The sequence below is a fragment of the Microcoleus sp. FACHB-SPT15 genome, assembly GCF_014849525.1.
Classification (GTDB): Bacteria; Cyanobacteriota; Cyanobacteriia; order Cyanobacteriales; family Coleofasciculaceae; genus Symplocastrum; species Symplocastrum torsivum.
In genome coordinates this window covers 341,291-362,276 of sequence record NZ_JACJNU010000062.1, presented here as the reverse complement: position 1 = coordinate 362,276, position 20,986 = coordinate 341,291, and the positions used below count along the sequence as shown (strand labels likewise).

Here is a 20,986-nt window from a genome sequence, read left to right as displayed (position 1 = left end):
CGCTAGCTAGGATTTGCTGACTTGGGGGAAATACTGGCGTGAAAAAGCTCTGTCAGTTGATTGATTTTAGACTTCAGTTGGTGGATGCCAACCAACTGAAACCCAGGCTTGTCTGACAGTTACTGCATAGGCATTGTTGAGTTGTAAGGCTAAAACTGTTGCACGACCGCAGGCTGTCTGACCCATAATGTGTGTATCATTGTTAGTCCAAGCAAAATGCCGTGACCACTTTTGTTGACGAGGATTAAATAGTTTAGCCTTGCGATTCATAATTGGGTCTTGTCCGTGGGTTTGAATGCCTTTGAACGAGTTGCATAGCCTACAGGAAAGCCACAGGTTCTCTTCGTCATCTGTGCCACCCAAGGCTTTCGGAATAATATGCTCAATCTCCAGAACTCCTAATACATACTTCTGGAGACTGCGACAGTAGCCACATTGATTCTTAGCTTGTATTCGTACCCTTGCCCGAACTTCCTCTGAAATCTGGCGAGAACTCACGAACTTAAAGGCTCCATCAACCCACGCTTGACAGCTTCGCTTAAGGCTGTGGCTTTTCGCAGTAAACCCTCTTGATAAATCTGCATCAGGGTTTGCAACTCCTTGCGTTCTGTCTCAGTCAGAATGCCTGACTGTTGCCTGTCTAGCAAGTCACTTAAACGAGCATCTTGCTCTGGTTCCATTTGCAATTGTGTCAGCGCTATGACTTGCTCATCACTGAGGGTTGAGATCGGTTCAAGGGCTGCTGCTTCTGGGCTGATGGCTGGGATGGAAAGTTGGATGGTGTCAGCTAGAACACTAGCTAGGTCGCGGTTTGCCAGCCGTGCGAAACGCTCTGCTCGTTGGTAAACCTCATCGGGCAAGGTAATAGTGATTTGGGTACTCATAACTCTCCCGAATTCTCCTTGTGTAGCGCATCTGAAACGCGATCGCTTACTCGTCTCATTTTATGGCAAAGGGCAAAAGGCAGAGGGCAGAAGGTTTATTATTGGTACCCGATCGCTTACTCGTCTCATGTTTAGTTGCCTTTCCTAAAGGGCGATCGCTTTTCTCGCTCAAAAAAACTGTTTGCGCTACGTGCGAAACAAGGGAAGAGAAAACAGAGCAAAGGGCAAAAGGGGAAAAGTGTAAAGGGCTAGAAAGTCCTCGGAAACTCGCACACAACCCGAAACCCAATATAGTCGTCGTCGAAGTCGGGGCTGTAGTCGAGGCGAGACGCGGAACGGCAATCTCCTGGATTGCCGTCCCAGGAACCGCCGCGTAGTATCCTTCTATTTTGATTAGCATTCTCATATACCCAAGCACTTCCGTCAGTGGGCGCTCCGTTGTAATTTTCATGCCAGGTATCTTGACACCACTCCCACACATTCCCGTGCATATCATGCAACCCAAAGGTATTAGCTGGAAAACTTCCTGTATCGGTTGTTTGCTCGCGATACTGACCTTTGGAGCCAGAACCATAATTATAATTCCCGTTGTAATTGGCTAAATCTGTCGTAATCGTCTCACCAAAGTGAAATGGGGTAGTCGTTCCAGCACGACAGGCATATTCCCACTCTGCCTCGCTAGGTAGCCGATACTCTCGCCCCGTTGCTTTTGACAATCGCGCACAAAACTCGACGGCATCATTCCAGGAAACTCTCTCTACTGGACGATTTGCGCCTTTGAAGTTGGATGGGTCAGATTTAAGGTCAATGTTGACCTTAGGTAAGCTTACGACGGCTTGCCACTGCGCCTGAGTGACTGAAAATTTACCCATGAAAAAGGGTTGAATAGTAACAGTGTGCTGTGGACTTTCTCTACCACTCCGTCCTTGTTCACTCTCTGGAGAACCCATCAGGAATGTGCCACCTGGAATGGCTACCATTTCCAACGTTATCCCATTACCTAGGTCTTCTGTAAAGTTTGATGGAGTCGATTGAACTGCTTTAATGGAGACGAGAAGTTGTTCCATCGATGCAATCAATCCGATCGCTTTTTGCTCACCGATAATCCGTTCTTCAATTACCGCAACATCTTCATCCCTCAACCCTAAATGTTGCTGATAGTCTCTTAAGTCATTAAGTGTGGTTTCGCTCAGCGTTGACTCAGCTTCGATCGCCTCAATCAGCGTTGACTCATACTCTTCTAACTTGCGCTGATACTCCAGGTAAGGTTGTTGAACTTCAGCTTCAATAGCTGCCGCAACTTCAGCGTCAAGCTTCAACTGGCGATACAGTGAATTTAATAGACGACGCGCAGGAATGGAAAACTTACCGCGATTGATGCGGCGTTCTACTTCCTTCCTATACTTCAGCTTCGGGTCATCTTTGGGCGACTTTGCCAGCAGAATTTTGTGCCCTTCCTGCACCGGATAAAATTCTGGTGTCATTGCTGGAGCGGCTTCTCTCACCTTGCTGCTAGCATACTCATGCAGCTCATCAATAGAAATCCAGCCATCATTGTCTTGATCTGCTGCACCTTTTTCGATGCCTTCAACCAGATACTGAGTATAGACAGAGAGTTCCGAGCCTTCTTGCTCAAAAGAGTACTGGGTAGACGTAGAAGAAGTCAGGATTGCTCGTCCCTTACCGCCTAGCTGTTCTTGGACATTCACCGTACCATCATCCTTCACACTCATCCCTTTTGCGATCGCGCCGCTAAAGCAACAATCCAAAATCACCACCTGTCTCTGAGATTTACTCTCGTTGATACTCTCGTGTAATGTACTGGCGGCGACGGCTGATGGTTTAACAAGTCTCCCATTGTTTTTATGAGTCGCACGGGTTGACAGGTAAAGCTTACCGCTTTCATCTTTAACCCCATGACCAGAAAAGTAAAATAGCAGTAAGTCATCCTTCTGGCGATTGTCGAACAACTTGTAGATAGCATCTTCTATCGCCTGCCGTTGAGGATTTTTTAGCACTGTGATATTTTCCTGGGCAAAGCCGCCCATTTCTGGGTGTGCCAAGACTTGATGCATTGCCTCAACATCTTTGACAGCACCTGGTAGTGGGTTTAAGCCAGGTTCGTACTCGCTGACACCAATCAGCAATGCTACTTTCGTCATTTCGACTGTCTATGGCTTGAGAAATTCCTGGGCTTTCTGATAGGCAAAGTCAAACTCAGCTTGACTACTAGCTTTAATACTGAGTTCTCTACCATCAGGTGCTTTGAGAGACATTTCAATGGGTTGACCACCTAAGCGATCGCTCAAAAACCCAAACAAAGCCTTAATATTAGCAGGATTCACCTCAGCCGTTAGTATCCCCAACAAAAATCCTCCCAAGGCTTTTGAGCCTTCAGGGGCTTCTTCAATCGGTACTTTAGCTGCCTGTGCAACTCCATCTACCTCTCTAATCTGCGGTAGTAAATTCTCCACTTCCTCGTCCAATTCCTCATCATTCAAACTTGGATCGGCTAGGGAAATCGTGATCTGAATATCAGATGTACTTGCCATGTGACTCTACCAACTGTCCTTAGAGTGATTCTTACTCTATTCTGGTGAGTTTTAAGGCGATCGGGAAGAGGTTAACGCCTACAGTACCATCTACAGCACCACAGGATAAGGGCGCACAGCCGTGCGCCCCTACGAACGAAAAGAGTGAAAATCGCCATAACTAAAAAATTGTGCGATCGCCTTCCTAACCGCCTTAGCGTTATGCGATCGCTAACTCGCTTATCTAACTTCTCCAGTCATTTTGATTGAAGCTTTATCTAATTCAATTATCTGAAAAAATAGATTCTGATTCTGTTGAAGTAATCGGTTGCTTTGGACTAGGCGAACTATCGCTTCCACATTGATGAGACTGAGGCAGACTGTCCAAACCTAGCACGGCTGTTCCATAGAGGCGATTGAATTCCCGCTCATAGTGTGCCGCAACCGTTGGGTTATCGATCGCAATCAATGTTTCATCATTCAAGTAGTTTCCAGAATTAGACCAGTTAAGACTACCAGTAATCACTAATCTCCCATCCAAGATCGCCATCTTACTATGTACGCCGCGATCGCCTACAGGCGCTATAGGGAATCCAACTGTAGTTATGGGATTTTGCCAGGGCTTGACTTGAATTTTGCTCTTTCTTTTACCTGGCTTAGGACAAACTCCCATTGCATCATAAGCTTTGGAGTAAACCCGTCTATAAAAATCAGGGTCTATTAAAACTTTGATATCTTCCACCCCTTTATCATGTACCTCGCCTAATGTGTCGCTAATCGTCTGGTCAGAATACACAAACACCGCGATATGTACACTTGATGAGGCTTGCTGTATGTAGAAGGCAATCATTCCATTACTAGTCGTCCCAATGTCTTGCTTTCTTCTCGCGGGTGAGAAGTTAATTGTTATAGTTCCCTCTCCGACTGGAATTGTTACAGGAGGTCTGTAGGGCTTATGGTGTCCATTAAAGAATTAATGGTCAGTTTTAAAGAATTAGTGTCCATAAGGAATGAAAGAATGGGCTTTTCAGGCTTAATGAGGTTCTTTGCCTGCTACTAAAGCAGTTTTAAAGAATTAGTGTCCAGACAAAATGGTGTTGGGTGGCGGTGAATAGTAATGGTCAAGAGCGAACAAAGACATTGTAATGATGTACAAAGTACCGAATCGCAGCGATGTGATTGCTCAATTTTTTAGAGAAGGACAAGGTTTGACGAACCAAGCGTCCTACTCGCTGCCGTAGAGTGTTGTTGAACCGCTCAATATAATTGGTTTTCCTGTTTTTTTGCCAACCGCTTGGGCACACACTTGCAGTTCATCATTGTCCCAGTCTTTCAACCCACCCAAGAGCGGCAAGGTTGATGAAACTCCCATCGGAGAGGAAAGTATAACAATTAACTTCTCTTTCAACCTACCCAAGAGCGTCAAGGTTGATGAAACCTTGGTAAAAGAATTGCCATCGTAAGTATAAAAATAACTTTCAACCTACCCAAGAGCGGAAAGGTTGATGAAACTTTAAAACCAAAATCCATAACCATATGATATTCATCTTTCAACCTACCCAAGAGCGGAAAGGTTGATGAAACATATCCGTTATCGATAGTATTTACTAGTTGTATATTCTTTCAACCTACCCAAGAGCGGAAAGGTTGATGAAACTTTATTGACCATGTTCCATGAGTATCATGCATATGAACTTTCAACCTACCCAAGAGCGGAAAGGTTGATGAAACCTTTTCTTTACTAATCCCTTCACTAGGATTATAATCTTTCAACCTACCCAAGAGCGGAAAGGTTGATGAAACCGCGTCCGCTGAAACCCTTATCTACATAAGCTGACAAATGAATTTTTGACGGCTGATGTTAAATTCCTCATTCCAGCTTTTTCTCCGAGGAGAATGCTGACTTTGTAAAAGTCTCAAACCAAGACTAGACAGGAGTTTTGAGCTTTTGACGGGACTCCCAGGATTTTGACCCCACTTCGACCCGTCAAAAAATAGATTGGGAGGACTCCTCCTTGCTCGGAGGCGATTCGGTAGCTGCCACGACACGTACTCCTGTATCCTTATAACCAGAGGCACTTACCACTAGTTATAAAAACATAGCTCCTTGATGCTAGGCACGACCCTGCACCCTATCTACGGAGAAGTTCCGCAGAAGGAAGGTCATTTACGAAGCAAGCTCCGTTAACGACCTGTCTCTCAAAAGAATTAGAGAGACGCGGACAACTACACAGGGCGGAAAGCAATTAAACTGCCCTTACACTTATCATCTGTTCACGGGGAACGAGACGCGCTATTGAACAAATATTATCTTGTCAAGGTACAAATGCTTGATTGCTGAAATCATGAAATCTTGACATTGGAGGAAGATAGAGCAATAGCTATGGCTTTTTGCTCCAACTCTCCTACAGAGGACTGTTGCCGGACAACAACAGCTATACCCTCTTTAGAAGCACACTCCTTGATGCACTCAGATAGTCTGTTGTAACTCCAACGATGGAAGCTAGACCGATAATCTTTGGCATATTCCTTCTGGCGCTCCTTTTCATTGGGAAACAGACGCTCGGCTCTGGCTCGAATATCACTTTCAACACTTTCACGAATGCCCTGTAGTTGTGGAATGGCAATAGTGCCTGCTTTTCGTTGAAGGGCAAGCTCGACTATCTCAGAAGCGATGAGTCGCTCAACATAGAGTCCTAGATTTGAGTCTGAGTTGCTACTTCTATAACGGTCTTGTTTTTGCTCCTCACTCCTACGCTGAGAATTTTGCTGGTGCCGTTGATGGAGTTGCTGAACCAGGCGATAGGGTTTCCTGCGAACACGCTTTCCCTTCCTGATATAGAGTTTGCCTCCATTTGGATGTCGTTGTTCCGTTCCATCTTTTATCAAAGGTTCCTTTTTACCATTTCTCCAGATGTATTGGGCTTCTCCCCTGTTCAACAGTTCCTTAGCACTCTGGCACTCTAAAACTTCTTCTCTTTCGACATCTACAACAGCAATAGCAACAGGTTCATGACGACTGAAACTAACTCCAACAATGATGTGAGGTTGCCCTTCATAAGGTTTAGCATTAGGGCGAAGTGGAGGTGAATTCTTCTCCAGATAATTTAAGGTGGAGCTTTTCTTTGCAAGACTTTCAATCTGAGCCTTAGTAAGCCCTAATTGCTCTAGCTCTAAATCTTGAAGTTTCTCTTTACCAAGTGTTTTATTAAGTGTCTTAATCACCGCCTTCTTCTTTGCTTCTCGTACCTGCTCAGTTCCCTCTGCTGTGAGCAGTTGCCTGTCTACATTACAATGAAGATAAAGACGATGATTATTCCAAGGTTTTAGTTGGTCTTCTTGATTGTCAGTCGTTCTTTTTTTGTTGCTGCCGTGTCTACTATCATCCTTACGCCAGATTAGACAAGCTGAGCGCAGTGCAAATAGCCCTTCCGAGAAACGTTCTTCATCGGGCAGTTCTTGATGAGTCTGATAATCAATCAGAAACTGTCGAAATATTGATAGCTGACGACGGTCGCACTGAATCTTGAAGGTATGATCTTTGGTTCCCTTAAATCGGACACAGATTCGTTCTTCAGGTCGCTTGCAACGTTTCTTCTGACGCTTCTTGCTCTTTGGCAACTCTTGATGAATTCCATTCTCTGCGTCAAAAGGATTCGATGTGTCCTGAGTTTCAACAGACCAGTACAAGTCACCAGTACTACCAAACTGAATTGGGTAAGGCAATTCTTTGAGCAGAGGAAGTTGTTGCTGAACCGTCAGCGTCTCTAGTTCCACTGCCAACTTCTCAGGGTTATCCCTTAATTCTGGAAGAGCAGTTATGTGACATAGCGTTTCTAAATATCGCTGTTCGGTCGGGTCTCTTCCCTTCGGAAGTCGGCTAATTAGCTGATCCTCAATGCGCTCAATCTCTTTCCTTTTCTTGTCTAGACGCTCGGAAAGCTTTTCGAGATTCTGTTCTTTCTCACTAATTTTCAGGTTATTGATGAGTAGATGATTAATCGCACGACGGCTTAGAGGAGCTTCAGCCGTCTCATCATGCATCTCTAACACAATCTTTAGATCTAGAGCTTTGTGCTTTTTGCCTCGCCCGTTCAGCTTTTGTATCGCCTTGTTCTGAATCTCACGAGCCTTGACCCGAACCTTATCGGGACTAAAATTAGTGGTTGCTAACAATTCAAATTCGCTTTCTACTGCCTGTAACCAACGCTTTTTGCCAATTAGTTGAAGCTGTCGTTCTTTCTGTAAGGCAAGCCAAGACTTGTAGGTGTAACAAGATATCAACTCAGCGGAAGTGTAGAAGCGACCAGGCAATCCCGCATAGCGTGGATTTTCCTTAAGAGGAGCGAGAATTCCTCTTACTGGGTTGCGAGAAATAGCACCCTTTTTCTGCCACTCCTGAAACTGGGGATGTTGAGCAATCTTTTCTAACAATTCGTTGACTAGAAGCGTGTGTTTCTCCATCAATTCCCAAAAGTACTGTCGCGTTTCCTCGCTGGCAGAAAGACTGCATTGAGTTGTAAACACCGACATATTCATCAGGTAGACGCTCCCAATAATTAGGACTCAGTTTCCCTAATGCCACCAAACTTGAACTGAGTGGGGGGCTAGTAGGGTGATAGAACGTTCGATGGATTCCATAGATGAAGATATCATAACTCTATATCTTGTCATTATGACAAGTAGGTTGGATATGAGTATTGCTCCAAGATCTCCTGCTCAGGGACACTGGGAGGCGTTAAAGACGTACTTCCAGCCCCTTGGTGAGCAGCTAATGGAACTCAATGAGTTTCTTAAACATTGGAATGTATCGCGTGAGGAGCTAGCTTTTATCTGTGATTGCTCTCTCACGACCGTTAATCATTGGTTCTCGCAAGGTGAGCATCGTAGAGTACCTAGTGATAAACACAAACAAAGGATGTCAATCGCCCATCACATCTGGACTACAGTCGAAACTGAGCCAGAGTATTTACAGCTCCTCAGGGAAATGTACAACAAGAATCGAAGACGGAATTCTTAACATCAATCTTCTTGTCATTTGGCAAGAGTTTCTTGTCAATATGGCAAATTTAGATTTACTCTTCGAGAGAGCTTGGAGATTTTAGAGATTGTGTCTGAATTCACCTTCCAAATACCACCTTTCGCCTTGCCCTTATGTAATAAGGGTTTGAGCGCAAACAGCTAGTCAAGACTCGTCACCAGTTGATGACAGTAGCCAACTTAGTTATCAGAGTCGGTACCACCATGCCTTATATTCCTTCCCAAGTTTCATTGGAAACCACGGTACAAAAAGTGGCATATGAGCAAGCACTCCATGATTTTGCACTCACAGACCTGTTTACTCACTTACAAAACTGCTTTAGTTCGGAATTCGATAGCCAGCACATCACTAAACCAGAATCAGAGATGATTGCAGCCCTATTGGTTCAGCAGTTAGCTAAAAATCTCGACTCCCATTTAGTTGCTGCCTATCTCAAGGCAATTCGCCAAGGAAAGGAGGAAGTCGTCCCTGAACCGATAGCTATGGAATATCCTGAATCAACAGACCTTCCTGCCAAGTTCCCTACTGCTACTCCTATTCCTCGCTTCATCTATGGCGACCGCTTACGTCTGTGTCCTGTCAGTATCGACGGAGAAGTAGAAACCGACACTGATACGGGACGTTACATCGGGCATTATTATGCCTATGCTCCCCATCATTGTCACTGGATGTGGAAATATGTGATTTGGCTTGATAAGGATTCAGTAAGTGCCTCTTGGTGCGTTGCCACAATCGCTTGGGAGGATGAACTTGAAGCCGTAACCCAAGAGGAGTCAATATCATGAACGGATACTCCTTTGGGGAAGAGGAACAAAAACTGCTTCAACGCTTTGCTTGCCGACAACCGTTGACACTAACACCTCAACAGCTAGCAGAGAAATGGTCAGGCATTACTCGTAACGAAGTTGCCTTCGTCTGCCAAACCGATATATCGCGTGTCAATCGTTGGCTTAGCAGGGGGCGAAGCTATGAGGAACCGAGTCCTTACTACTCGCAAACCCTTGCACTGCTTGATATCTTCTTAGAATTTCACGAAGAGCTTCCAGAAAGCTTGATTAGTCACTATTGTAATCGTGACTAGCGCAGAGCTAGCTACTTTGATTGTCTTCAAAAGCTGTCTACCCCATCTCAACTAACAAGCACCAGAGACAGTAGCCGTCTTTATCCTGCCAGAGAGTAAGGCATTAGATGTAAAAAATGTGGAATAAGGGTTTCGTGACAGACGTTTTTGAAAGCCTTGAGTCACTCACGACAAATTAAAGTCAATCTTCTTTCAAAAACGTCTTACATTAGGCTACGGAAAGGTAAGACGTTTATGAAACAGTTAGGTAAAAAATGTGTTAGAGAAAAAAGAAGCGGACTAATTAGAATCTTCTATAGTCAAGCAGTATTTTGTATTTTTAAATACTTTTTTGTGGAGAAAATAAAGCTTTCGTAGGTAAACCTGAATAGGGAATTAACAAAAACTATTTCAGAGATAAGCAAAACTGCTCTCAGAGTAATAATTTATCAATAATTCCTTTTTTAGAGAAATTCAATTGATAAAAATAATTGATTTAATGGTGATTTACATCACACAAACTAGGGCTTAAAATTGGCAGTCTTAAAAGAAATCCACTTGTGATAGGGCTTAAATAAGTATCTTCCAGTTTTAATGATTAAAATTTAGGTAGACTTACAAACAGGAGAGTGAGCGTTACAGGCAAGTAAAAGCAGCGTTTCAAGCTTGCTTGTCCGTAAGTTTATTAAAGAGATTAGACTTAGATATGAATAGAAAATTTCTTTTAGCTGGTTTAGTCGCTATATTGGCTACTTCTGTTACTTTTGTTTCTAGCACTTATGCCCAAGATGATAGACAAAGATCAATACAGATATGTAGCAATCCACCCAATTCTAATGGAGGGCAACAAACACTAGCAGCCAAACCAGCAGATGTTAACGGCTACCGAGTACGTGTTGAACTGCGGTCATCTAACCAATCTAGAACAAAATGGGTCAGAGCTTGTGTGCCACGAGGTACAACTTTGTATCTTAAAGACGAGTTTGGTAAGCGATATGTCCCATATATTACTCAAGTCACTGGATGGAACTATGGTGATAAATTAAACTCTACAAAGCGATTCCAGGCTTGTGCAGATTATCCCAATGTAGGGGAGTTATGTACAGACTTTAGATAATTAAAAATAAATTCTGAACAACTTTTGAAGTAACATAATTTACCTAGTAATTAGGTTGAAGAACATCTTAGCACTTGTGTTAATACTTTACACAAGCTGAGAAACAATCTACCATAAAATTATCAAAAAAAACAAAACGTTGCTAAGTCGCAAAAACTAAAAATCAACCTAAAAAACATGGAAAAAATACGTTTGTTTTTTCTTCTTATGACATTTTTTAGTATGTTACTTAGTGGCTGTAAAAATTTTTTGCACCAGGACCCGCTCTGTAAGAACACCTCTTGTATGAGCTTAGATGCTAGAAACCAAGGATGTGCTATTGATGCTGAAACTATACTAGAAGAGAAAATTAATGGCATTTCAATTGAGTTGAGATATTCAGCTAAATGTGATGCTAGTTGGTCAAGAGCTATAGTTCCTCCTGGTTCACGTATTTATGTTGAAGATGCTCAGGGTAAAAAATACGGTGACAATTATAGGATACCTCCAAATGACCCAGTAAAAGGCGCACATTATGGCAACATGGGTCCAGGAAGAAACCTTAAAGCCTGTATTGAGATACCCAAAAAACAGGTTATTTGCACAAAAACAGCTAGCTGAAAAAGCTCTTTTTTAGTAGTAAATGGAGTTTTATTTTATAGGAGTAACTATGCCGTCAAGATTTTATAGAGGAAATTGGGCTGGACACAATTTTGAAGGCGCTGATATTAGAGGTGTAATTTTTACTGAGGCAAATCTTAGCAATGCAAATTTTAGAGGAGCAAAATCTGGACTGCATCCAATTTGGCAAACTTCTCTGTTACTTATATCATTCACATTAAATGCTTTATTAGTAACTTGCTTTGAAATAGCAGGACAACTTGTTGCAAATAGGCTAATTCCTGTAGATTCTCAGGGTATTTATCCTGATGATACATTAAATAATTATATTATTGCGACAATTACTTTTGAGATATTCATAGTTTTTTTTGTATTCTCATTTTATAAAGGGCTAGAAGAAGCTTTTAAAATAACAAGTATAGTGGGAGTTCTAACTATAGGTTTAATTGTATTTCTTGCTTTAATTTCAGCAGGAATTGCAATTTTGTCTTTAGGAGATATGATTGCCCTTATTAATGGTTCTATAAATGGAAGTGTTATAGGGTTGGGAGTTGGATTCTTGGCTTTTACTATAGCCATAATTATATGTACAGTCAAAATTATAAGTGGAAATAGGATTAAAAAGTTACTAACACTTTTTACTTTCTTTATAGCAATACCTGTAGCAATATTTTTATATCAAAGCAAAGCACATAACCTAACTATTATTATTGGTTGGTCTTTTGCTTGGCTTGGTGTAATTCTAGGTAAGTATATTGCAAAACTTGCTTTGAATAGAGACAAAAGATATGCTTTGGTTTTTAACATTGCTGTTTTTATAGCTTGCCTGGGTGGAACAAAATTTCGTGGGGCTGATCTAACTGAAGCTAATTTTCAAGAAGCAATCCTAAAATGTACAGATTTTAGAAGCACTGATAAAAAAATAACAAATATCACGCGCACATCTTGGTTACATGCAAAAGAACTTGATTTCGCTCTTGTTGGAGAAAGCTATCTTCAATACCCGCAAGTGCAGAAATTACTAGTTGAAAACTACGGGCAAGAACAAAATTTAGATGGCTTGAATTTAGAAGGAATCAGTTTAAAAGGAAGAAATTTAGTAGACACGAGCTTTATTGGAGCAAACCTGAACCATGCCAACCTTCAGGATGCGGATTTATCTGGGTCAAAACTGAAACAGACACAGCTAGATGGGGCAGATTTTACAGGAGCTACACTCACAGGAGCTTACATAGAAGATTGGAATATTACGAGCGATACTAAGTTTTATGGAATTAGCTGTAAATATGTATACATGCGGCTTCCTACCAAAGAGAAGCCCAATCCTCTCCGCAAACCTGACAATGAAGATGAAGTCTTTGAAGACGGGGATTTTGGTGATTTTATTAAGCCAATCATTGAAACACTTGATCTTTACCACAATCAGAATGTTGATCCACGCGCTATTGCCATTGCTTATGAGAAACTAGCAGAAAAAAACCCAGAAGCAGAATTAGAAATTGTGGCAATTGAAAAACGAGGAGAAGATAAGATTTTACTGCGAGTTAAAACTGCTATTAACGTAAACCTTTCTATACTAAGTGCTAAATATTTTTTATACTATAACGATATTAAGAAATTAATTGAACCAGAGTTCCAGCAGATATTAATAGAAAAAGATAGTAGGATTAGGGATTTGCACACTACAATAAACACGCTACTGTCCACTCCTAAATTAGAATTTATAACAACTATAGATAATCGTTCTATCAACACAAATGGCGGCAATTATAACGAAAATATTGAAGGAGACTATATACAGAGAGATTATTCAGAAAGCTAGAATTATGAAAAGAGAATTAATATTATCAGCTAATCTTACGGCTTTAATTGGGCTTGGCAAGTACAGATGTAGTAGGGAATATAAATAATTTACCGCGTGTTAGGACTTTCTGATATGTCCGCTTTAATACACCTTGTATTGCCGTGATACAAAGGCATCCAAAACGGATTCTGCACAGCCACAACTATTATCAGAATATGACAAGCACTCTAGCATCATTACAGTTATGGGTAGGTGCCCCGATGGTGCTTGTTGCTGATAAGCAATGTCAGAATATAGAATCCACTCACTCTCCACACGCCAACCAACGCGGTCGCCAAAAGCCTCATAATCTTTGTTAACTTCTCTCCATATCTTCTTCTGAACGCTAAATCCGAAGCGTCTATTGCTGTAATTAACCCAGAGATTATCTATACGGAGTAGGTCTTCACCAGGAATCCATTCGATATAGTCATCTAAACTACTGTATACCAACCCTTCCTGCTCTGCCTGCCTGAATCCCTGAACTATAATACGTGCGGTTTCTTCATCAGCGTCTCTCCACTTCCCGTCTGCGAGTAGGCGCTCCAGTCTCTGGTAATTTGCAGATCCAGTTGAACTTAAAGCCCCAGACTGAATATTGAAAACACTAGCTGCTTGAACAACGGTTCTAGCGGCTTCAAATAGAGAAGTATGGGGTGCTGTATCGCCTACAGATTTCCGCCACCTCCGAAGCTTTACTCTAACAGTAGGATTACTTGTTGCTTGACTTGCTAAGTCGTTAGTAACTCGCTGTAAAGCCTCCTCTAGATCACATCCTTGAACCTCAAGCTGAGTTATAAGCTCCTGGAGCTGAGCTGTAGCCTCGGGTAAGTTCGAGTTCATGTTAATGTAATCGCCTTGTATGTAATGACCGGATATAAACTCGTTATAGTTGCCACCGCCTGTATTAATGGTAGGGTTGTCATAGGCGGTATCGTCATCAAATGAGCTTATGCCTGAATTGTATTGCCTGGAAAGCAGTAAGTTACCACCAATACCCATAGCAAAGGCTCCAGCGATAAGACGAGAAAGAGCAAGGAACTTATCAGGTTGAAACCCATTACCAGGCTTAACAACCAGTACGAGAAAGCCCCACAGAGCTACTAGGGCACCAGCTACAGCGAGTGATAGACCAAAGTAATACTTTAACTTTTGCCTCGGTGGGAGCAAATACCTGGGTAGATGAAACCTTGGTGGCATCTGCTACCCTTTACCTTTCATAGTTCGGCTTCTGATATAAGTTAAGAGTTCGAGAGAAGTAGGGCTAAGTGCCTTTGGTTTTTTTCCAATCATCTAACGCACCGATTACAAAGCTAGCGGCGGGATGATTGAGAAGCTGTGCAATAGCTTCAATGCTACCAGCCTGCAACGCACTAACTATCCGTTCAGCCAAACCAGGATTACTCTCAATGCGGCTCATCGCTTCAGTAGCAAGTGCCATCTTTCCAGTAGTGGTGTCTATTGGATAAGACTTATCCAGTTGTTCGAGTAACTGCTGAATCTCGGCAGCGGTTTCAACGATACTTTTGTGTTGACCAGCTGCGTAGTAATTGCCTTGGACGTAATTACCTTCAATTCGCTCGTTGTAATTGCCACCACCAGTGTTGATAGCACGACGATTATCAATCATATGTTTATTTAGGCTTAAGTTGTAATTGGAAGCTTCTAACATTGCCATCTGGCGATATTTATCATCAGTCTTTATCTCTTCATCATTATCTAAAGCCTTTGTAAATAAAGTTCTTAATTCTTGTATTTCTTCTGAAGAAACGCTTCCATTGATGGTAAATACTAATCGCTTTTTGTCAATGACTTTTATATCTTCGTTATACTCGAAAATCTTGGAAATTGAAAATTGAACATCTTCAACTTTAATTCCCTCTACTTCTGTAAGTTGCCCAGATTTGAATAAAGATTCAATCTGCTCCAGGCTTTCTTGAGTACCTTCTAAAATTAGTTTAACACTTCCTTTTTCAATATCAACGATTACTAGAGAAGTATCTCCAGTAATTTTTTGCAAACATCCAACAATAGCCTTTAATTTCTGTATATCAATCTTAGATACACTGCCAGCAATGGCAAAGGCTAATCTTTCTTCAGCCGTTTGATTTTGTTCTTTAGTTCCAGCCACTGCCTCAGTCAATACACCGATGCTGCCACATCGCTCTTGACTACTCTCGCTGGTATTTCCTTGTAATGTTTGCACCCTACTACCATCGCTGCCAAGAGATTTGCTTAATTGCTCTTCTTCTGTTTCAAAATCGGCAATTTCTCCCACTGTCAATTTTAATTCACTGCAAATGGCTTCAAAAATACGCTTCTCAACATATCCTCTAGCAAAAAATTTATTTACAGTTGGACGAGTACATTTGACGCTCCCGGCTAGATAGTCCTGTGACCAACCTGTGAGATTAAATGCTTCTTTAGCTCTTTTAAGCCCTTCTTCCGAGGCTCTGAACGACCTTCCCATAACTTCCAAATAAACTTTTACACAAGTTTGGCATAACTTTAACGTCTTAGTTTGACCTTAGTTTGACCACGACTTATTGTTATTTGCGGACACTCGAAGAGTACAGCATCACAGGAACTTGAGAGGGTTAAGCAATGTATAACGATAACGACATTTCTAAGCAGTGGTATCAGGAACGCGCTCGTGAAACCAAAGCCAGCTTCAACTTAGCTATCAGTCTAGCCGCAACAACGGCTGTCTTTGGTCTTGTCGCCGCTGCTTCACTGTTCCTGGGTAACGTATCTGCCACAGCGGCTACTACCGCCGTTGGATTTGTCTCTGGCGTGGCTAGCCGTCATACTTTTAAGCTGTACCAACAAGCAAGCCAAAGCTTTGATGAGGCAGCAAAGGTACTTTTGGACGACTAACGCGGGTTGTGCAACAGCCGTCCAAGAAGACCAATTTTCCTGACTAACAGTATAACCCCTGGCTTAACAGCTAGCACCTAGGGGTAGCTTGTCAGAAAAGTCAGATCCTAACCCGATGCAACGAAAGGCGGCTAGGGTGTAGTAAACCCTGAAACCCTAGCATTTCTTTGCTAATAGCAGCGTTGCTATCAATTTTATAGTAAGTACCTCAACTACAATCCGCTCAAAAAGTCAATATCAAAACAGCATTATTAAAATGATTACTCTGCGTTAACTCAGGTACAAACTTAAAACTTTTTTCTCACAGTAAAAATTAGATAACTATGTAGGTAGAGTTTTTTCTTGGCGCACTTCACAATTTACAAAAATATTTTTTGGAATAGCAAATCAACCGTAAAGTCCCAACAACATAGATCTGTACCGATGCAGTGAAACCTCTCAACTTGTTCAATAGGCTTGAATTTTGACGAACTTTTGCTGTGGCTTAAATTCAGTAACAATCAAATCAGACATTTTTCGATTAAGTTGCTTCAGCCTATCTATATCGAGTCCTTCTAACTGCCAAAACTGACTGTAGTCATAAGTCGTTAGCAATAGTTGATCCTCATAGTTAATAACAATTAATTCTTCCAATTCAATTGGAGATTCAGTTCTTTGATAAACCTCATGAATAATTTCATTTAAAGAAAGCGAAAACGTTCTTGAATTCGTTTGCAATGCTCCTTTTCTACGTTGAATACTCTCAAAACAATCTATTATTCTGAGAGTCTTACTATCTTCATTGTCAAAAAGAGCAATCCATTGAGCAAGATCTAAATCGAATAACCATTCCTTAAATAAAGAGTACTCTACTGTAGAGTGTTCGCTTCGGTAAACCTTACTTAGATTAATCGCTATTTGACGATCATATGCGCCTAAGCTAATTGCATATACTGCGGCGGCATCCGGTACGCCATGTGTAATAAAAGAAGATAGATTGTAAAAAATATTAGGAAGCTTTGCTTCACCAAGGTAAAAGTCTAAATGTCTAACTAATGAATTAGTTCCCCATGCAAAAGCGTAGCTAACTTTTTCAAGTTGGCGGACAACAGCTTCAGTTTTTCCATCAAAATGAGTATTGGCTAAGTCTTGATAATCCTTCCCTTGAATCCAATCGATAAGAGCATCTGCGTTTCTATCATTTAAATCTTTAGAAATTTCAGGAATACCTTTAAATACAGCATAAGTGGTCTTCCAAAAGTTAGCTGATAATTCATCGCACGTAGAGTAACTATCCATAGAATTGCATAATTCTTGAGCGTAAGAGTTAATAATCTCATTACTTTGGACACTTAGCCCAGTGAAATTAAAAAGTTTTCTCTTAGAGAATTCAGGAATTCTACTTCTAATTGCTATTGCTTTTGCTATAATTGCATTTTTAAAGGATATCAACTCATTTTCAAAATCTAATACTTGAACATTACAAAGCAACTTGTTAAAAATTAGTTCTAACTTTTCGTCTTTTACTTCATCTATGCAGGTTTCTAGAATCCAAGCTAATAATTGAGAATCCAATGTTGCAAGAATTCTTTCTTTGCTCTTATTCGCATTTGTTTTTTTCCCTTTCAACCACTTATCATAGGGTTCGACTGCTTGCCTCAATTGGCTCGTTGAAGCAAGCGCCCAATTATCAAGAAAATCATTTGTTGTTTCGAGAGAAAGTAATCTTGACTCAACTAATTGCCTCAGCCCTGACGCGATAAAACTCTCTGACTTTTCCTTATCTAATTCACTCTGAACCCGTAATAAATCCTTATTATCACAGAAAATAATATGCCCTTCAGTTTCGCAGCCAGCCCGACCAGCGCGACCCACGGCATTCGCGTACTGTGTCATACTAGTGGTGCCATACAACGATAAAGAATGTACAATGACATTCTTTATTGGCAAATTAACACCTTGAGATAAGGTGGTTGTAGAGACAATCAATGAGAGAACATTGTCTCGAACTCCATTTTCAATTAGTTTTCGGATATTTGCAGGTAAGTCACCGTGGTGGTAACAGAAGCCTAGCTTAATTGATTGAGAAAGGAGATGAGTCTTACCAAGAATGCTGGTACAAGCAGCAGCAATTTTATCTCTTTCAGGATTAAGAGGTAGAGATTTACTAGCTAGTAATGCAATTAAACAGTGTACAATCTCTTCAACTAGATGCTTTGTTGTTGTAAAAACCAGAGTGGGTCCAGTTTCTGTGTAATAAAGAGCTAGCCTTGCTGCAACTTCTATGTTTAGTATACGCTTTCCGTTTCTATTTCTAAAGCTAATGTCTCCTTTTTTAAAAGGAAGAGGAACGAAAAAATTTTCAAAAGGATATTCATTAGGTTGCGGAAAGTATTGTACCTGCGCTTTTTTGCTGAACCAGGACAAGCACCCTAATCTTTGTCTTGTAGGTCTCCAATCGATCTGAGTAACACTGTCTTCGCTACCAGACACCCATTTAGCAAAATCGGATGGATTGTTAATTACAGCAGAGATACATATAATCTTGACTTGATTTTTCTCAGCAATATAAAGAAGCCGTGAGTAAATCAGTTCAGCAGTTAGACTTCTAGGACTTGGAGACGCGGAATCATGAGCTTCATCAATAATAATTAAGGAAAGTTTATTCTTGAACTCATCGCTGTTGCGGATAAGAAGATCTAGTTTTTCTGGTGTTAGAACAAAAACCTGGTTGTCCTTTAGAATGTCCTCTTCCAAGTGGCTAAAATCATAGCCTCCATATAAGATAGAAACCCCTATACCGACTCTAGTTAAGCTTTTTGACAGGCTATCTTCAACTTCACATGCTAAGGCTCTTGTTGGAACAACATAAACACAGGTTCTATTTGAATCGTCTTTTAGTGCTTGATAAATTGCTAGCTCAACAGTTTTTGTTTTTCCAGCGCTAGTTGGCATTGCAATGACTAAAGATTTTTCCCCTAATAAATTCTCTTTTAATGCCTTCTGCTGCGATTTCCATAAGGTTTGCATAGGAAACTTCCCAAGTGTGCTAAGAAAGCGTAAATAAAGTTTCCATTCCTCATCAAACTCGCTCAAACTAGATTTCACTAACTTATGAGTAGAGGAATTGATAATGCTACAAAAATATTTACTCAGAGAAGTTAAAAGGATAGAAGAACTATAGTCGCTAACTGTGGCATATTGTTTAGCTGCTAACTGAGAAAATTTTATAATGTTTTCTAAATAATCGTCATTTCCTGTTCTTAAGTACTGTATAAATACTGCAAAACTTTTAGCAGTTAACAAATCGCCAATACTATAAACTTTGTCAACAATCGCATCCATCCACTCCTCGTCTTCCAGTTGTTTATATTGCTCATCATCTAATTTTTGCTGCTGAAACTTTAGAAAGAAGTTTGCTAAAATATTTTGTAGTTTTGCAATATCACCAGTAAATAAATAAGTTATAAATGAACGAGGAACATTTGAGATTAATTCATCCTTAATCTCATCTCGGTTAAGTACTTTTTCAACCAAAACTTTTGCGTTTGCATTGTATCCAGCAATGCTGTATAGCAAGGCGCTCTCAATGATATTTTCACACGCTTTTTGGACTTGACCATCCTCAAGATTCAAGATTGCTAGCCTTTCATGGATAACTGCGGCTTCTTTAAGTGCTTTCTCTGCTTCATCCTCCCGCTCATCCATCAAATTCAAGCCTGATATTGACAGGTAATGTGCAGCTTGTTCAAGCTTACGCCGATCATAAACGTAATTAGCTCGCTGTTTAATCTTTAAATCAGAGGCTAAGGCTTCTGATGCTAACTGATTATGCTCATTCTTAAACGCTGGGTGGTTAAGTAGATTTCTGATGTCCTCTAGCTCATTCACTTCAATGGAAGGAAAACTCAGCTTGGTAGGTTCTATATTCTCTGATAAAGTCAGGTTTGTTTGGTGCAACTCCCAAAAAGGAACTAGAAAAGCATTAACTGTTAAAGGAGTAGCATACGTCTCTCCTATTTTATCAAAATAGTCATCTTTCCACTTCTCTTGTTCACTAACAATAAATGCGTAATATTTTGTATGATATGAGTAAGTGTAGGTGTTGAGAAAATTTTTAACTGAAATTGCTTGTTTGTACTTGCCTTTCTCATTTAAGGCATTAATAATAAAATCGAATAAAGTAGGAAATGATTTCTGTGTGTCTAGTAACCCCTTACTAGCATTTATTACCGCTTGACTAGGATTTTGATAGTTTTTAGCCTCTAATACAAGTAAGGCTTTTGGTGTACCATCACTTTTAAATTGGAAGCCCAATAAATCATCTCCGTGCATTGCTAATTTTCTATTTGGGGCTAACCTAAGCTTAAAAATAGGAATTTGATAGTCAGTACAGCTTAAAATATAAGCAGTAGCAATAGCCTCACCTATCGTTCCACGCCATACATTGGAGTTATCCCTAGTTAATCTCCGTAACTCTTGAAGCGTTGAATCTAGCCCATTTTCTTTAAGCTTCTCAATTTCATCAATGATGCTACGCGGATGACGGCAAAAGTATGGAATGAGAATCTTTAAATGTCCAATAAATGCTTCAACACTTTCTGGTGTAGTTGTATGTTTCTCAAAATTGCTATAGTCTGATGACCTACCGATAATAACAGTTAAGTTACTTGTAAACCTTTGAAGAAAATCTGTCATATTAAGTCGTCTATCTAGTAAAGAGTATCTATAATCTGCTTAAGGACTATCGGTAAAGGATTGTCCTGCCATGCTCCCAACGGGTTCACTGATTGAAAAGAAACTCCCAGATCTTGAGCAAACTGTACTTGAGCCAGCCAAAACGCTTCCAGATTTTCTTTACAAGTACAGCAGTTGATAGCGATTGGTTATAGGCATGACGTGAATGCCTCATAGAGGGTCTTTATCGAAGCTAACTGAATAGCCACTGCCTTGCATATGGTACATTTACGGAATTTTAGTCAGCTAAATGGCGGAGATTAAGTGTTTTTATCGTCTTTGTGATAAACCTCAGACAGTAATTGGAAGAGTGTCTC

The 20,986-nt window shown here is 40.7% G+C and carries 16 protein-coding genes, 1 pseudogene and 1 CRISPR repeat array; of the genes and pseudogenes, 7 read left to right on the top strand and 10 right to left on the bottom strand.

Translation table 11 applies throughout. From position 1 onward, the window contains the following. Positions 1–66: 66 nt before the first annotated feature. From H6F98_RS25990 to cas12k, 7 genes and pseudogenes are all read right to left on the bottom strand, one after another. Positions 67–498: an HNH endonuclease gene (locus H6F98_RS25990; RefSeq protein WP_192221603.1), complete on the bottom strand. Its 432-nt coding sequence runs from the start codon at positions 496–498 to the stop codon at positions 67–69. After that, a complete protein-coding gene (locus tag H6F98_RS25985) occupies positions 495–884 on the bottom strand; it encodes a hypothetical protein (RefSeq protein ID WP_192221602.1) in 390 nt (129 codons plus the stop codon). Before H6F98_RS25985 ends, H6F98_RS25990 begins: the two co-directional genes overlap by 4 nt. 248 nt (positions 885–1,132) lie before the next feature. Then, positions 1,133–3,046, bottom strand: a complete 1,914-nt coding sequence (locus H6F98_RS25980) for a caspase, EACC1-associated type (protein WP_192221601.1) — start codon at positions 3,044–3,046, stop codon at positions 1,133–1,135. 9 nt (positions 3,047–3,055) lie between these two features. Beyond that, positions 3,056–3,436 carry a sugar ABC transporter permease gene (locus H6F98_RS25975; protein ID WP_192221600.1) on the bottom strand — a complete coding sequence of 127 codons (381 nt, stop codon included), beginning with the start codon at positions 3,434–3,436 and terminating at the stop codon, positions 3,056–3,058. A 262-nt stretch (positions 3,437–3,698) separates the two neighbouring features. Further along, the gene (locus H6F98_RS25970) at positions 3,699–4,265 is read right to left on the bottom strand and encodes a phospholipase D-like domain-containing protein (protein ID WP_242058698.1); all 567 of its coding nucleotides are present in this window, start codon (positions 4,263–4,265) and stop codon (positions 3,699–3,701) included. A gap of 271 nt (positions 4,266–4,536) precedes the next feature. Further along, a pseudogene (locus H6F98_RS25965) lies at positions 4,537–4,706 on the bottom strand (IS1 family transposase); the annotation flags it as partial. Between the two features lie 38 nt (positions 4,707–4,744). Continuing rightward, positions 4,745–5,218: a CRISPR direct-repeat array (repeat unit 37 nt; unit sequence CTTTCAACCTACCCAAGAGCGGAAAGGTTGATGAAAC). Between the two features lie 540 nt (positions 5,219–5,758). After that, positions 5,759–7,954 (bottom strand): type V CRISPR-associated protein Cas12k, encoded by a 2,196-nt coding sequence (cas12k, locus tag H6F98_RS25960; RefSeq protein ID WP_192221599.1) that lies wholly within the window; start codon positions 7,952–7,954, stop codon positions 5,759–5,761. 154 nt (positions 7,955–8,108) lie between these two features. On the opposite strand from cas12k, the gene H6F98_RS33140 reads away from it, so the two are divergent. The 6 genes from H6F98_RS33140 to H6F98_RS25935 all read left to right on the top strand — a co-directional run bounded on the left by H6F98_RS33140 (position 8,109) and on the right by H6F98_RS25935 (position 13,055). Continuing rightward, a complete protein-coding gene (locus tag H6F98_RS33140; protein ID WP_242058697.1) occupies positions 8,109–8,435 on the top strand; it encodes a hypothetical protein in 327 nt (108 codons plus the stop codon). Between the two features lie 185 nt (positions 8,436–8,620). Continuing rightward, positions 8,621–9,241: a hypothetical protein gene (locus tag H6F98_RS25955; protein ID WP_192221598.1), complete on the top strand. Its 621-nt coding sequence runs from the start codon at positions 8,621–8,623 to the stop codon at positions 9,239–9,241. After that, the gene (locus H6F98_RS25950) at positions 9,238–9,537 is read left to right on the top strand and encodes a helix-turn-helix domain-containing protein (RefSeq protein WP_192221597.1); all 300 of its coding nucleotides are present in this window, start codon (positions 9,238–9,240) and stop codon (positions 9,535–9,537) included. The genes H6F98_RS25955 and H6F98_RS25950 overlap by 4 nt, the downstream gene beginning before the upstream one ends. Before the next feature lie 685 nt (positions 9,538–10,222). After that, positions 10,223–10,633, top strand: coding sequence for a hypothetical protein (locus tag H6F98_RS25945; RefSeq protein ID WP_192221596.1), 411 nt, complete (start codon positions 10,223–10,225; stop codon positions 10,631–10,633). Positions 10,634–10,810: 177 nt separating this feature from the next. After that, complete coding sequence (locus H6F98_RS25940) at positions 10,811–11,233, top strand: DUF2690 domain-containing protein (protein ID WP_192221595.1); 423 nt, start codon at positions 10,811–10,813, stop codon at positions 11,231–11,233. Between the two features lie 49 nt (positions 11,234–11,282). Beyond that, positions 11,283–13,055, top strand: coding sequence for a pentapeptide repeat-containing protein (locus H6F98_RS25935; RefSeq protein ID WP_192221594.1), 1,773 nt, complete (start codon positions 11,283–11,285; stop codon positions 13,053–13,055). 123 nt (positions 13,056–13,178) lie between these two features. Here the strand turns inward: H6F98_RS25935 and H6F98_RS25930 are convergent, their stop codons facing one another. Together H6F98_RS25930 and H6F98_RS32935 are read right to left on the bottom strand one after the other, a co-directional pair. Beyond that, complete coding sequence (locus tag H6F98_RS25930; protein ID WP_192221593.1) at positions 13,179–14,276, bottom strand: GUN4 domain-containing protein; 1,098 nt, start codon at positions 14,274–14,276, stop codon at positions 13,179–13,181. A 64-nt stretch (positions 14,277–14,340) separates the two neighbouring features. Further along, a complete protein-coding gene (locus H6F98_RS32935) occupies positions 14,341–15,546 on the bottom strand; it encodes a hypothetical protein (RefSeq protein WP_199348902.1) in 1,206 nt (401 codons plus the stop codon). Between the two features lie 134 nt (positions 15,547–15,680). Between H6F98_RS32935 and H6F98_RS25920 the strand changes: the two genes are divergently transcribed. Then, entirely contained in the window at positions 15,681–15,953 is a 273-nt protein-coding gene (locus H6F98_RS25920) for a TRADD-N-associated membrane domain-containing protein (RefSeq protein ID WP_192221592.1), read from the top strand. A gap of 447 nt (positions 15,954–16,400) precedes the next feature. Here H6F98_RS25920 and H6F98_RS25915 read toward each other — a convergent pair whose 3' ends face one another. Next, the gene (locus tag H6F98_RS25915) at positions 16,401–20,630 is read right to left on the bottom strand and encodes a Hachiman antiphage defense system protein HamA (RefSeq protein WP_192221591.1); all 4,230 of its coding nucleotides are present in this window, start codon (positions 20,628–20,630) and stop codon (positions 16,401–16,403) included. Positions 20,631–20,986 lie beyond the last annotated feature (356 nt).